This is a genomic window from Nitrospirota bacterium, assembly GCA_016212215.1.
Lineage (GTDB): Bacteria > Nitrospirota > 9FT-COMBO-42-15 > HDB-SIOI813 > HDB-SIOI813 > JACRGV01.
This window is the reverse complement of the sequence record JACRGV010000089.1, coordinates 31774-44494: the sequence shown is the minus strand read 5'-3', so window position 1 is coordinate 44494 and position 12721 is coordinate 31774. Positions and strand designations below refer to the sequence as shown.

Annotated in this window: 14 protein-coding genes; 7 read left to right on the top strand and 7 right to left on the bottom strand. The window is 42.8% G+C overall.

Annotated elements, in window-relative coordinates; translation table 11 throughout:
* From HZA08_08240 to HZA08_08215, 6 genes are all read right to left on the bottom strand, one after another.
* Positions 1–312, bottom strand: coding sequence for a hypothetical protein (locus tag HZA08_08240; GenBank protein ID MBI5193412.1), 312 nt, complete (start codon positions 310–312; stop codon positions 1–3).
* The gene (locus HZA08_08235; GenBank protein MBI5193411.1) at positions 305–1684 is read right to left on the bottom strand and encodes a putative DNA binding domain-containing protein; all 1380 of its coding nucleotides are present in this window, start codon (positions 1682–1684) and stop codon (positions 305–307) included. The genes HZA08_08240 and HZA08_08235 overlap by 8 nt, the downstream gene beginning before the upstream one ends.
* Positions 1685–1952: 268 nt before the next feature.
* Complete coding sequence (locus tag HZA08_08230) at positions 1953–2894, bottom strand: restriction endonuclease subunit S (GenBank protein ID MBI5193410.1); 942 nt, start codon at positions 2892–2894, stop codon at positions 1953–1955.
* Positions 2881–3120, bottom strand: a complete 240-nt coding sequence (locus tag HZA08_08225; protein ID MBI5193409.1) for a hypothetical protein — start codon at positions 3118–3120, stop codon at positions 2881–2883. The genes HZA08_08230 and HZA08_08225 overlap by 14 nt, the downstream gene beginning before the upstream one ends.
* A gap of 20 nt (positions 3121–3140) precedes the next feature.
* Positions 3141–3476 carry a hypothetical protein gene (locus HZA08_08220; protein MBI5193408.1) on the bottom strand — a complete coding sequence of 112 codons (336 nt, stop codon included), beginning with the start codon at positions 3474–3476 and terminating at the stop codon, positions 3141–3143.
* Positions 3473–3865, bottom strand: a complete 393-nt coding sequence (locus tag HZA08_08215) for a hypothetical protein (GenBank protein MBI5193407.1) — start codon at positions 3863–3865, stop codon at positions 3473–3475. The genes HZA08_08220 and HZA08_08215 overlap by 4 nt, the downstream gene beginning before the upstream one ends.
* Positions 3866–4141: 276 nt before the next feature.
* Between HZA08_08215 and HZA08_08210 the strand changes: the two genes are divergently transcribed.
* Positions 4142–5788, top strand: a complete 1647-nt coding sequence (locus HZA08_08210; GenBank protein ID MBI5193406.1) for an alpha-D-glucose phosphate-specific phosphoglucomutase — start codon at positions 4142–4144, stop codon at positions 5786–5788.
* A 313-nt stretch (positions 5789–6101) separates the two neighbouring features.
* On the top strand, positions 6102–6392 hold the full coding sequence (locus HZA08_08205; GenBank protein MBI5193405.1) for a hypothetical protein: 291 nt from the start codon (positions 6102–6104) through the stop codon (positions 6390–6392).
* 83 nt (positions 6393–6475) lie between these two features.
* Here the strand turns inward: HZA08_08205 and glgX are convergent, their stop codons facing one another.
* Positions 6476–8611: a glycogen debranching protein GlgX gene (gene glgX / locus HZA08_08200; GenBank protein MBI5193404.1), complete on the bottom strand. Its 2136-nt coding sequence runs from the start codon at positions 8609–8611 to the stop codon at positions 6476–6478.
* A 374-nt stretch (positions 8612–8985) separates the two neighbouring features.
* Here glgX and HZA08_08195 point away from each other — a divergent pair, with 374 nt between their 5' ends.
* From HZA08_08195 to HZA08_08175, 5 genes are all read left to right on the top strand, one after another.
* Positions 8986–9384, top strand: coding sequence for a CoA-binding protein (locus HZA08_08195; protein ID MBI5193403.1), 399 nt, complete (start codon positions 8986–8988; stop codon positions 9382–9384).
* A gap of 96 nt (positions 9385–9480) precedes the next feature.
* Positions 9481–10245, top strand: a complete 765-nt coding sequence (locus tag HZA08_08190; GenBank protein ID MBI5193402.1) for a M14 family metallocarboxypeptidase — start codon at positions 9481–9483, stop codon at positions 10243–10245.
* 35 nt (positions 10246–10280) lie between these two features.
* Positions 10281–10934, top strand: a complete 654-nt coding sequence (locus tag HZA08_08185; GenBank protein ID MBI5193401.1) for an HD domain-containing protein — start codon at positions 10281–10283, stop codon at positions 10932–10934.
* A 247-nt stretch (positions 10935–11181) separates the two neighbouring features.
* Positions 11182–11742: a class I SAM-dependent methyltransferase gene (locus HZA08_08180; protein ID MBI5193400.1), complete on the top strand. Its 561-nt coding sequence runs from the start codon at positions 11182–11184 to the stop codon at positions 11740–11742.
* Between the two features lie 17 nt (positions 11743–11759).
* Positions 11760–12629 carry a DsbA family protein gene (locus HZA08_08175; GenBank protein MBI5193399.1) on the top strand — a complete coding sequence of 290 codons (870 nt, stop codon included), beginning with the start codon at positions 11760–11762 and terminating at the stop codon, positions 12627–12629.
* The last annotated feature ends 92 nt before the right edge of the window (positions 12630–12721 follow it).

Below are 12721 nucleotides of genomic sequence, written 5' to 3'. Positions count from 1 at the left end.
TTAAAACTCTTTGTTCTCCTTAACAATCGAAAATATCCTTTCCACCTTTTTTTCATCTTCCAGTATTTTATACATTACCGCCTTAATCTCATTCTCTTTCTGGCGGTTACCTTTCCAGTCAGCCTTTTTTACCCCTTCAATACCATCATATATTTTGATTGCCAGCGCCTCATCCTTATCAAGATTATTATATAAAGCCTGCCGGCCAGGTGTTTTAATGCTTGCCGGTACATCTTCCCGCATCACCTTGCTTACCTTCAGTTTGATCACACGGTTTTGGGTGAGTCGTTCTTTTTGTCCGATATTATTCATTAGCTTTACCTTGAACTTTCCAATATCCGCCTTTTGCAGGACCTATGCGTTGGATTGTCCCTTCCTTTTTAAGACGCTTGATTTGCCATTCAATTCCTTTTTTTGAGATTCCTATTCTATTTGACATATCATCAGTGGAAATTGAGGGATTATCTAATATCATTTTTAGTATTTTCTCCCTAGTTTTCTCCCTATTTTTTACCCTAGTTTTTACCCCAGTTTCTAGGGCGGTAAGAGGATATATTTCCCCTGATTCTTCAATCTTTATTCCCATACCGGATTTAAAAGTTATCATCAATCCTGCATAATCATAATTGAGATTCGGTACAGGGACACCAGCCAGTTTACACTCATCATTGATCTTTTCTATTCCACGACCCCATGCTTCGATATAACCGGCCCTAAAAAATGCAGAGGCAACGAGCGGGTTGTATGGGATAGAAGGATGTTTTTTCTGTAACAATTCTAATGACAGCTCTTCAGGCAGACGGCCGGCATTCCAAAAAATAATTTTATCTTCGTAAACACTGATCTGTACAGGATTGCCGCTGCTGTAATCCTTGTGTATAACAGCATTGAGCAGGGCTTCCCGCAATGCCGGCGCTGGGAAGAGATAGCTTTCTACACGCTGAAGACCCTCATAGCTAATGTAGGCTTTCATGTATTTAGTTAACAGTAAGTCAAGGGTTTTATCCACCTGCTGAAACAGATTACCGTGAATTTCATCCTGATAAATCAGATCTGAATTGGATTTAAAAAACCCTATTTTCACATAGGCTCCCGTAACATACTGCTCAGGGTCTTCATGAAACAATAACGCAGCAGCCCTTTTCAGATAAGCCCCTTCAACTAAATGCAATTTTCTTAACAATGATTTCCTTTTTTCTTTCAATACCTCATCACCTAACCGTTTGCTTTTGACAGCCTTTTTAGCAAACAGTGCAAACGCTTTTTCTTCAAGAGATTCTGGTAACAAATTCGGAACTGGAACACTGTCCCAATGCAAACCATATTTTTTCAGAAGAAAGGCATCCAGAGCTGAACCTTTAAGTTCCTGTTTGGTACTGCCGCTGCGGTAATGATATTGTCCCTTATAACTAACCGGATAAGGGTGTGGCTCAACCATGATTTCTATGAACACCTTTCCCCTAACTCTTTTCAAATTCATATCAACGATTATCCCCATAATATCCCTAACCTTATTGGGAATATCCGCCATAAGTTTTCCAGCATGATCAACACCAGTAATATCCCCTTTGTTATTTTTCCCTATAACAAGGATGCCCCCGGCAGCATTGGCAAAACCGCAGATCCACTTGATATACTCATCCCGCCAGGTTTCTTTCCATTCAATGTTCTGGTTTTCTTTCATACGAGGCGTATCCTTAAAATTAAAATAACCACGACTGTTGTTTTAGATTATACATAAAAACTAAAATAGCATAACGTGTTATTTTAGTTTTCCTTGTGAACATCCATAAGGCCCCCTCACCCGGACCCTCTCCCGCCAGGGGAGAGGGAGACTAAGGTTTATTCCCCCCGTTGACAGGAGGGGAAATACGAGGATGCATCCAGAATTCCCCCTCCCTTGACGGGAGGGGTTAGGGGGAGGGTGAGCTATGGAGGATTTTGTAAACACATTATACAATCCGTATCCTTCCCGTCAGCAGCTCCTGCATCATCCCCTGCTTTATCATCCGGTATTTTGCCAGCTTCTGTTCTAATTTATCAATCTCTGCATCCATATCGCTGAGGATTTGAGCGATGGCGGTTTGTTCGGCAAAAGGTGGAACTGGCAACTCGCATTTAAAAATCTGCGGTGCAGTTAGTTGCGGAACTCCAGTACTTTCAACGACAAAATCAATCCGGTTATTTATAAACTCCGAAAAGAACCGGCCGTCAATTGCCTCCTTTGGTTCCAGAATTAGAACCCGGCCGATGGCTGTAAATTTATGATCTCTATAATTTGCAATGCCTAATGTCCCCCGTGCTGTTACTGTGATTGAATCTGCATTATGATCATTATATGAGCTATACCCATACAATCCTTTTTCAGAGATGGCGTTGGAATATATAGGATAGCAGTACGTTTCATCTTGAATGGATGAGGATAGTGAGTAATCAAAATCACCACCAGCGGTTACGTTAAATATTCCCCCCAGCCTCTTCACTTCCCACTCCCCTCTAAACCCCGGCAGGCGTTTTTTGCCGGTGAGCAGTTCCTGCATCGCCCCCTGCTTGATGTTCCGCTTTTTGGCAATGAGTTTTTCGAGGCTGCTGATGAGCACATCGGCATCGGAAAGGGCGGCGGCAATGGCGGTTTGTTCGGCTTTGCTGGGGGGGAGGGGGATGAGGATTTTAGCGATATTTGTCTTGCTGATTCCAGTTACTTTTGTACCCACAGCATAGAACTTAAATTGGCTTTTTACATAAGAAGGCTGAAAACAATAGCGCTTGTAACGATTATCAATAATGTCATTTTTGCTTTTTGAAACAATAGTATGTAGTCCTGAAATGAATGGTATTCCCTCAGAATTAAATAAAACAATATGTTTGCTTGCACCTTCATCATCTTCCGACATTTGATAATTGGTCTCTTGAAGCTGACAACCCACCGCTGAAAGTGAATAATTCTCCAATTGGTGTTACATCCCAATCTTCTGGAATAACCCCCACCTCAGTCTGTTTGTATCCCTTTGGTATATTACTCATCACTTCCTCGATCTGGGATATAACCAGATTCCCGCTTACAAACTGCGGGAAAGACAACAGGGGGACAAATAACAGTAATGGAGCTTCCCCGTACATCTATTATTGTTTTCTTGTCTTTACTCACCCTGTCCTCCCTGTTCAGTATCCCACAGGTCGCGATAGGCGTAGATATATGAAGCTGTTGCATCGGGGGCAATGGGAAAGTAATACCGGCACAGTTTTTTATATAAGGTTAACATCCCATCATCAAAACAGAAATCAAGCATACCATCGAGCAGATGCTCTATCCGTTTGCGACTATGGGATTGTTCACGGATGACAGCATCCACCTCCATCGAGTATTGTTGCCTCGCTTGCTTAGCAAGGCGTTGGATTGATAAGGCAATAGGTAGGACCTCTGAAAAAAGTGAGTTTTCCTCAGATTTACCTACTTCAAATCGTTTTTCACTCATAATACAAACCCCATCTTCTTGAGATGTGCATTGACCTTTTGTTCCAGTGTCCCCACTTCAGTATTCAGCTCCGGCAAGGTGGTTTCATATCGTTCCGCCAGCTCTTTAATCCGTCCTGTAAGCCTCTGGCTGATGCGGTCCATCTCGGTTTTGACATCTCTTTCGAGGGCTGCCATCCATTTATCTTCCACCAGCAGGGTTTTTATTTCAGTTTCTGTAAGGGCCTTGTATTTATCTAATACCTTTTCCTCCAAAGCAGACTGTGCCTCTTTTATCTTTTTGTTTGCTGATGTTTCATGGTCTGATAATGATAGGTATTGTTTTAATAGTATTAATTCATCTGTTATTTCACCATTCAATTCTTTAATCCGTTTCTGCACACCGCTCATGCGCGTTCATGCGAAAATCCCTTCCGGCGGGGTTGGAAAACCCCGCCTATCCATTTCTACGAGGATAGACGGGACTTTCTTGTCCCGCTGATTTTCATCACCCTTTGTGAACGCCCCGCTCATGGACGTTTCATTGGCATAAAATAAAATAGCAGTATCAGGTATGCTGGGTCAAGACGAAGTTCCTGTTGACAGCAAAATCTTATGCTGATATTCTCTCAAAAAATTATATTCCTCTATTAATTCATTGAGTAGCATAAACTGGAGACAGATACAATGGCCTTGCATCCTCTGGCAGGAAAACCTGCCCCATACTCTCTGCTTATTAACGTCCCGGAGCTGATAACCGCTTATTATGCCCTGCATCCTGATGTTTCCGATCCGGCCCAGTGTGTTGCCTTTGGCACTTCAGGACACAGAGGGGTGTCCCTGCAAAAAGGGTTTAACGAAGACCATATCCTTGCTATTACACAGGCTGTCATACAGTACCGCAAAGAGAATGGGATAGACGGCCCGTTATTTCTCGGCATGGATACTCATGCACTGTCTGAGCCTGCTTATGTGACGGCACTGGAAGTGCTGTCAGCCAATGGGATTGACGTATTGATCCAGTCGGGTCGTGGGTACACTCCCACGCCTGTTGTTTCACATGCCATACTGACCTACAACCGTGGTAGACAATCAGGTATGGCTGATGGCATTGTTATTACACCATCTCACAATCCTCCTGAAAGCGGCGGGATAAAATACAATCCTCCAAACGGCGGCCCTGCTGATACCGGTATTACAAGGTGGATAGAAAACAGGGCAAATGATCTAATGAGAAATAGCAACAGCAGTGTAAAAAGGATCCCATACGAAAGGGCGATTAAGGCAGGTACAACAAAAGAGTATGATTACATCAAATATTATGTTGAAGATCTGGCACAGATAATAGACATGGACTGTATACGCTCTGCCAATCTGAGGATTGGCGCCGATGCCATGGGAGGGGCCGGCCTCGCATTCTGGGATCCTATTGCAGAGAGATACGGCCTGAATATTGAGGAAAAAAACCGGCATGCAGATCCGACATTCCGTTTTATGACCGTTGACAAGGACGGCAGGATCAGGATGGACTGCTCATCTCCTTATGCAATGGCAAGCCTTATTGATTTCAGGGATCAATATGACATTGCTTTTGGTAATGACCCTGACTTTGACCGGCACGGGATTGTTACCCCGGGATCAGGTCTTATGAATCCGAATCACTATCTATCTGTGGCCATCCGGTATCTGTTCCAGAACAGGAACAACTGGAGGAGCGATGCTGCGGTTGGAAAAACCCTTGTCAGCAGCAGTATGATAGACAGGGTAGCAAGACATCTGGGGAGAAGGCTTTCAGAAGTACCTGTAGGATTCAAGTGGTTTGTAGACGGACTAATTGATGGTTCCTGCGGGTTTGGCGGAGAGGAGAGCGCAGGGGCCTCTTTCCTTAGGAAAGACGGAACAGTATGGACCACTGATAAGGACGGATTCATCATGGACCTCCTTGCTGCGGAAATGACTGCAAGGACAGGCCGCGACCCGGGGGAACAGTATCACGAACTGACAGAGATGTTCGGCAATCCTGTGTATGAGAGAAGTGATGTATCTGCAACAAGAGAACAGAAAAAGATACTTGAAAAACTCTCGCCGGAACAGATTAAAACAACTTCCCTCGCCGGAGAAAAGATAATTGCAACATTCACCAGAGCACCGGGAAACGGGGCACCCATTGGTGGTCTCAAGGTTGTTACTGAAAACGGATGGTTTGCCGCAAGGCCCTCAGGGACAGAGGATATTTACAAGGTCTATGCAGAGAGTTTCATAGGAAAAGAACATCTCAGGCAGATACAGGAAGAGGCAGAGATACTTATCAGTACTGCATTCAGTTCCTCTTGATTCATTAAACAGGCCGATGCTGCTAATCCTGAAACGCTTTTGCGTCTCATCCAGTCCGTTCCCAGCCCCAAGGCAGTAGGAGTATCACGCGGAGGCGCGGTAGTATAGTGAATGTCCAAATGGACAGTAATATTTTTAATTTTTCTGTCCCGTTGTTTTTTTCTATGTTTAACAATATAATTTGTTTATGTTACTTTATGCTCAAAAAAATAAAGTTTTCCTTATAATTTAATAATAATGTATCATCAGAAAAGGAGGAAGAATGTCTGTTACATTAAAACTCGACATACTGAGGTATGATGGAGAAAATTAATTGAAACGGGAAAAAACAAAGATTTACCTTGATACAAACGTCTATAACAGGCCATTTTTAGAAATGCTTAGAACACATCATCATAAAAACCTGACAGGCTCTGTTTTAAGAGAGGCCGGGTGGAATACCCTTGTAAAGAACCTCGGAATACTCAATGCCACAAGGTTTATTTTACAGTATGAATCAGGTTATGGAGACTACACTGAAATCAGAAAAGAGATTTTTAAAGGTAAAACAGTCAATGACCTTTGCAGAGAGATAGAAAAGCTTGAAAAGGTCGCTGTTAAATAACAGTCAAAATGACCAGCACACCTTCTGCGTCTCTGCTCTTCCGCATGAACCAAAAGGAGACGGTATGAATCTCATATGCAACCCTATCTCCCCACCAGCACCACTGTGCTTCTTGGATTAACAATGTAATGGTCAGATGGATTAATCAGTGGTTCTTTGCCGTCAGCAGCAAAGTCTTCTCCGCTTGTGAGGCTGGTATCTATGACACTGTACCAGTTTTTGCCATCCTCAATCGGCGGGATTTTGATGTCCTGTATTGTGAAATCAGCATTGAGGATAATGAAGAGCTGGTAGTTTCCTAATCTTGATTTTACTTCACCGCCGTCAAGTCTGTAGCATAATGTGCGGAGTTCAGGGTCATCCCATGCAGGTTTGCCGCCATCTTTTCCAAACCATGTAATATCAGGGATATGATTGGCATTAAGGTCATTACCAAGCAGGAACTTCCGTCTCTGTAGTATTGTATATTTTTTTGTAAATGCAACGGCCTTTCTGAAAAACTCAAGCATGTCAGAATTATTCCTTGTTTCATTCCAGTCAAACCAGCTTATCTCATTGTCCTGACAGTATGCATTGTTATTACCTTGCTGGGTTCGCATGAACTCATCCCCGCCGAGTATCATTGGGATACCTGATGAAAAAAGGAGATAGCAGATGTAATTCTTTATAAGCTGTTTCCTGAGCCTGATAATGCCTTCGTCTCCGGTCTCGCCTTCATCCCCACAGTTCCATGAGCTGTTATCATTTGAACCGTCATTATTATTCTCAAGGTTTGCATCATTATGTTTGCTGTTGTAGGTGACAAGGTCTTTCAACGTAAAGCCATCGTGGCATGTAATAAAATTGATGCTGTTATATGCAGACCTCCCATCGTCACCATAAAGGTCAGCAGACCCTGTTAATCTGTATCCCAATTCCCTTACCTGCCCTCCGTCCCCCTTACCGAATTTCCTGATAGTATCCCTGAACCTGCCGTTCCACTCAGACCAGTCAACAGGAAAATTACCGACCTGATATGTACCTAAATCCCACGGCTCTGCAATCAGCTTTACCCTGTTCAGAACAGGGTCCTGCGATATTGCATCAAAGAATGATGCTGAGCTTTGAAACATCCCTGCCTCACGTCCAAGCACAGATGCAAGGTCAAACCTGAAACCATCCACATGCATCACCTCAACCCAGTAGCGGAGTGAGTCCATTACAAAGCGGATTACATGGGTGTTGGAGAGGTTCATGCTGTTGCCGCATCCGGTATAGTTCATGTAATAACGATACGGATCTGACGGGCCGCCGGTAAGGCAGTAATATGTGGGATTATCAATCCCCTTAAAACATACAGTAGGCCCAAGCTCATTCCCCTCGCTTGTGTGGTTATAAACCACGTCCATGATTACTTCAATCCCGGCCTTATGAAGTTCCCGCACGAGCGTCTTGAACTCATTGACCTGACAGCCCGGGGAACCGCCTGTACTAAATGACGACTCTGGTGCAAAAAAACCTATTGTGTTATATCCCCAGTAGTTGGTCAGCTCCCTCTCAACAAGAAAGTCATCAATATAAAATTCCTGAAGAGGCAGAAACTCTATTGTATTTATGCCGAGTTCACGGAGATAAGGGATCTTTTCAATAAATCCCATGTAAGTACCAGGATATTTTACACCTGATGATTTATGTGCTGTAAAACCCTTCAGATGTACCTCATAAATAATCATCTTTTCAAAAGGGATCTCATGACGTATATCGCCTTTCCAGTCAAAACTGTCATCTACTACTATGGATTTTGGAACTATGTTTGTGTTATCCCTTTCATCAATAGACAGGTCTCGTGAAGGTAAATCAGGATTGTATGCCAGCAGAAGATTATCTTTATTGGTAAGCTTGCCGGTCAGTGCCTTTGAATATGGGTCAATCAGGAGTTTATTCTCATTAAACCTCATTCCATAGCGTGGATTATATTCACCCCTGACCTTGAATGCATAAAGCTGTCCGGGCTTAAGGCGATGAACAAACGTATGCCGGATATACTTTGTCCGGTTCTCAAGTTTTATTATGTCAGTCGGTTCACTGTCAGGCGTATCAAAGAGAAGCAGAAAAACTTCACTCGAATGTTGAGAGTATATGGCAAAATTAACGCCGCCCTTTGCTGTAGTAGCCCCTATCGGGTAGTATCTGCCTGCGGAGATTTTTTTATTGGTATTATGTTCAAGTTTGTAAGCCATACATTAACCCTCCTTTCTTAAATCCAAAATCAGGATACCAGCGTAAGGGATTTAAAGTCAATTGGATTCAGATTGGAGATTATGCCCAGTCTCCTGAACATTGACTAATCCTCCTGCCTGTGCCTGAGATGCAAGCTTGACAATATTAGCCAATATGTTCATTATTTTATTGTAAAAGTACAAACATGCTGTCATTCCAGCATGTTTTTAGGGGGAATATATTGTTTTATAACAAAAAATCATATCCGTCCCCGAATGTTTCTATCGGGGATGGAAGATTTCGGGGATGACAAAGACTTTTGCAAGAGCCTCGATAGAATAAATATTCTGTGGTTATGTTTTAACAATACCGGATTTAAGAAAAGGAGGTCTATATGAAAGATGAGATAGAAAATATACTGAATGAGGCCAGAACTATTGCCGTGGTTGGCATCTCGAACAGGCTCGGTAGGCCAAGCCTTACAGTATCAAGCTACCTTAAAAGCCAAGGGTACAATATCATACCAGTAAATCCTACTATTACCGAAGTCCTGGGAGTAAAGTGCTATCCTGACCTTCAGTCTGTGCCTGAAAAAATAGACATTGTTGACATATTCAGAAAACCACAGGATATAGTGCCCATCGTAGAATCTGCCGTCAGTATTGGGGCAAAGGTAGTCTGGATGCAGGAGGGTATAGTCAATGAGGAGGCCGCTCAAAAGGCCAGGGATGCAGGGTTAATAGTTGTTATGGACCGTTGCATGCTTAAAGAGCATATGAAGAGGAAAGGATAGTGACATAGGCAATCAAATCATCATAATTATAAATCTACTTGTGTTTTGGTTTGTAAAGTGGGTACAGGAATGTTAGCTGAGGGTGCTTTCAGCAAAATGTGGAATTACACATCCATAATAAAACGTCTGAAGAAAAATAAAACCATGGAGATTATTACGGCCGGCAAAATAGAATCCGGCCATCCTCTATACATACTTCAATGCGGTATTGGAAATAAGAAGATATTACTTTCATCCGGCATTCATGGGGATGAACCGGCCGGAGTAGAGGCTGTATTACGTTACATTGAAATGGGGGAAATGGGGGAAGGCGGCAGAGTTGCAGGAGAAGGTATTAATAAATGGTACAACAAATATCAATTCACTATATTCCCGTGCATCAGTCCCACCGGTATTGAAAAAGGCACAAGGGAGAATATCAGAGGCATAGACCTGAATCGCGAATTTGGTGGAAACGACCCGCCGGAAGAGGTTAAAATATATCAGCGTGCTATTGAGGGAAGGCACTTTGATTTATATCTTGATTTTCATGAAGATGTTGATGGAACAGGCTTTTATCTTTATGAGGTCATAAATAAAAAAGAGACTTCTATAGGAAAAAAGATTATAGAGACAATGTCTAAAAAGTACCCGATTGATATGAGAGAGAGAATAGATGGATTTCCTAATTGCGGGGGCGTAATATGTCCACAAAAAGGGAAGGCAAGATTCCCTGTCAGGAGGAAGAATATACCTCTTCCTTTATATCTATATCTTCATGGTACAAAACATTGCCTTACACTGGAATCGCCATCAACTTTTCCTATAGAGGATCGGGTGGCAATGCATTTATCCGCCTTAGAGCTGATCCTTGCACTATAAAATAAGAGGGATAAAGTAAAAGGAGTTATGAACTTATGAATAAAGAAACAATCTTAAAAAAGACTGAAGACTATGTAAAGAAACAAATGGAATCCGAAAGCTCAGGGCATGACTGGTGGCATATTTACAGGGTATGGAAGACGGCTATACATATCGGTAAAGAGGAAAAGGCGGATATCTTTACTATTCAGCTTGCGGCCCTTCTACATGATATTGCAGACCACAAATTTCATGGCGGTGATTTGACTGTAGGTCCGCGGGTTGCCGGAGAATGGCTTGAGGGGCTTAATGTAGATAAAGAGGTTATTGCAAATGTATGTGAGATTATAAAAGATATATCATTCAAGGGTGCAGGTGTTGAGACACCGATGCGTACACAGGAAGGGATGGTGGTACAGGATGCCGACCGACTGGATGCCATTGGTGCCATTGGTATTGCGAGGGCATTTGCTTATGGCGGATACAAGGGATTGGAAATCTACAACCCTGATATTAAACCGGCAGAACATGAGACCTTTGAGCAATATAAGAACAACAAAGGCCCCTCCATCAACCACTTTTATGAAAAACTCCTTTTATTAAAAGATATGATGAACACAAAGACTGCAAAGAAAATGGCTGAGGAAAGACATCATTATATGGAAGGTTACTTAGACAGATTTTATAAGGAGTGGGAAGGGGAGGAGTAACGACAGTGAATAGGGAGAGGGGACTGAGTTTATTCCCTACCCTTCCCCTTATAAGGGGAAGGGTAGGGTGGGGGTTATTTTCGGATGAACCCCCATGAGCCGAGGGTTCACAAAGGGCCATGAAAATCAGCGGGACAAGAAAGTCCCGCCTATCCTCGTAGATAGGGATAGGCGGGGTTTTCTTACCCCGCCGGAAGGGATTATCGGATGATAACTTGATAAATAATTATTATTTCGAGGGAATAAAATGCATAAATTTGATCCGGCAAAGATAGAAATACTGATGAATGAAGAGAGGAAGAGGGAGCTGGAACCGGTGGGATTTCTGCGGTCAAACGGGCTTTCTTCAGGGATGGCCTTTGCAGATATCGGCTGCGGGCCAGGTTTTTTCACATTACCTGCATCCGAGGTAGTAGGCAGTAAGGGAAAGGTCTATGCAGTGGATATTCAGAAAGAGATGTTAAAAGAACTGCAAAAGAGGAATCCTGACCAAAACATCCATGTTATACTCTCAACTGAAAATTCAATACCTGTTGAAGACGCTGTGTGTGATATGGTCTTTACTGCGTTTGTCTTTCATGAGGCATCGGATAAACCGGCATTTCTGCATGAACTGAAGAGGCTCTTACGGAATAACGGGAAACTAATCCTATTAGACTGGCAGAAGAAGGAAGAGGAACAGGGGCCTCCTTTTGAAGAAAGGATTGATATGACAGAGACAGAAGAACTCATGAAGGCAGCAGGTTTTAAGATAGAAGAAAAAGGGAACCTGTGTGCTTCTTATTATAAGATCAAAGGAATAAAGTAATTTAAAGGAGGGCACAAATGGAGAAGATAAAGGCTGAATATTTTACAGACCCGTTATGTTCATGGTCGTGGGGCAATGAACCAAAATACAGGAAGCTAAGAGAAGAGTTTGGTAACCGGATTCAATGGAGGCATAGGTTAGGCGGGTTAATGGAACGATGGTCAAAAGATTTCTATGACCCTTTGTACAATCTGTCCGGCGGTGATGGCGAGGCACTGGCAAAACATCAGGAAGAGGTTTCAATTAAAACCCAGATGCCTATTGATGTAGGTTTCTGGACAGATGGGCCTCCAATGTCTACTCATCCGGCATGTATTGCGGCCAAGGCAGCCGGGCTTCAGGGTGCAGATTTAGAAGATGCATTCCTGCGAAGGATCCGTGAAGGACTCCTAACAGAAAAGCGGCGGTTGGATAATAAGGAGGCATTATTAAAACTTGCAGAAGATATTCCCGGTATGAATATGGACAGGCTACGAATTGACATGGATAGTGAGTCTGCGATACAGGCATTCAGAGAGGATTGGGAGGCAGCCCGCCGCCCTGTGCCGGAGGCCAGGGATACAAAGGTGACAGAGGGACATTTGAGATATTCATTTCCTGCATTGCTTCTCACAAACGATTCCGGTGAATACAGGATACTTGATGGAGATAATACTTATGAAGATTATATTAAATCTATCAATGAACTGGCACCGGGAATTAAACGTTCTTCACCTCCTGATGTAGAAACATTTGTCAGAAAATACAGGCATGTAGCTACTAAAGAGGTATCTGTGGTTTGCGAGATATCATTTGAGAAAGCCACGGATGCATTGAAGAAGTTACGTGATGCCTCAATTGTCAGGAAGAGGCCTGTCGGACATTTTTGTATGTGGGAATGTATATAATATTGCTATGAATTACTTAAACGCTGTATGAAAATATAGAGCTATTAACGAACTTTAGTGATACAACGGTATCATTTTAGCATAACTATTTT

Excerpts from the sequence above, each read along its gene's own strand:
- HZA08_08240 (MBI5193412.1), bottom strand. The coding sequence starts at position 312 with ATGAATAATATCGGACAAAAAGAACGACTCACCCAAAACCGTGTGATC.
- HZA08_08235 (MBI5193411.1), bottom strand. The coding sequence starts at position 1,684 with ATGAAAGAAAACCAGAACATTGAATGGAAAGAAACCTGGCGGGATGAG.
- HZA08_08230 (MBI5193410.1), bottom strand. The coding sequence starts at position 2,894 with ATGTCGGAAGATGATGAAGGTGCAAGCAAACATATTGTTTTATTTAAT.
- HZA08_08225 (MBI5193409.1), bottom strand. The coding sequence starts at position 3,120 with ATGTACGGGGAAGCTCCATTACTGTTATTTGTCCCCCTGTTGTCTTTC.
- HZA08_08220 (MBI5193408.1), bottom strand. The coding sequence starts at position 3,476 with ATGAGTGAAAAACGATTTGAAGTAGGTAAATCTGAGGAAAACTCACTT.
- HZA08_08215 (MBI5193407.1), bottom strand. The coding sequence starts at position 3,865 with ATGAGCGGTGTGCAGAAACGGATTAAAGAATTGAATGGTGAAATAACA.
- HZA08_08210 (MBI5193406.1), top strand. The coding sequence starts at position 4,142 with ATGGCCTTGCATCCTCTGGCAGGAAAACCTGCCCCATACTCTCTGCTT.
- glgX (MBI5193404.1), bottom strand. The coding sequence starts at position 8,611 with ATGGCTTACAAACTTGAACATAATACCAATAAAAAAATCTCCGCAGGC.
- HZA08_08195 (MBI5193403.1), top strand. The coding sequence starts at position 8,986 with ATGAAAGATGAGATAGAAAATATACTGAATGAGGCCAGAACTATTGCC.
- HZA08_08190 (MBI5193402.1), top strand. The coding sequence starts at position 9,481 with ATGTGGAATTACACATCCATAATAAAACGTCTGAAGAAAAATAAAACC.
- HZA08_08185 (MBI5193401.1), top strand. The coding sequence starts at position 10,281 with ATGAATAAAGAAACAATCTTAAAAAAGACTGAAGACTATGTAAAGAAA.
- HZA08_08180 (MBI5193400.1), top strand. The coding sequence starts at position 11,182 with ATGCATAAATTTGATCCGGCAAAGATAGAAATACTGATGAATGAAGAG.
- HZA08_08175 (MBI5193399.1), top strand. The coding sequence starts at position 11,760 with ATGGAGAAGATAAAGGCTGAATATTTTACAGACCCGTTATGTTCATGG.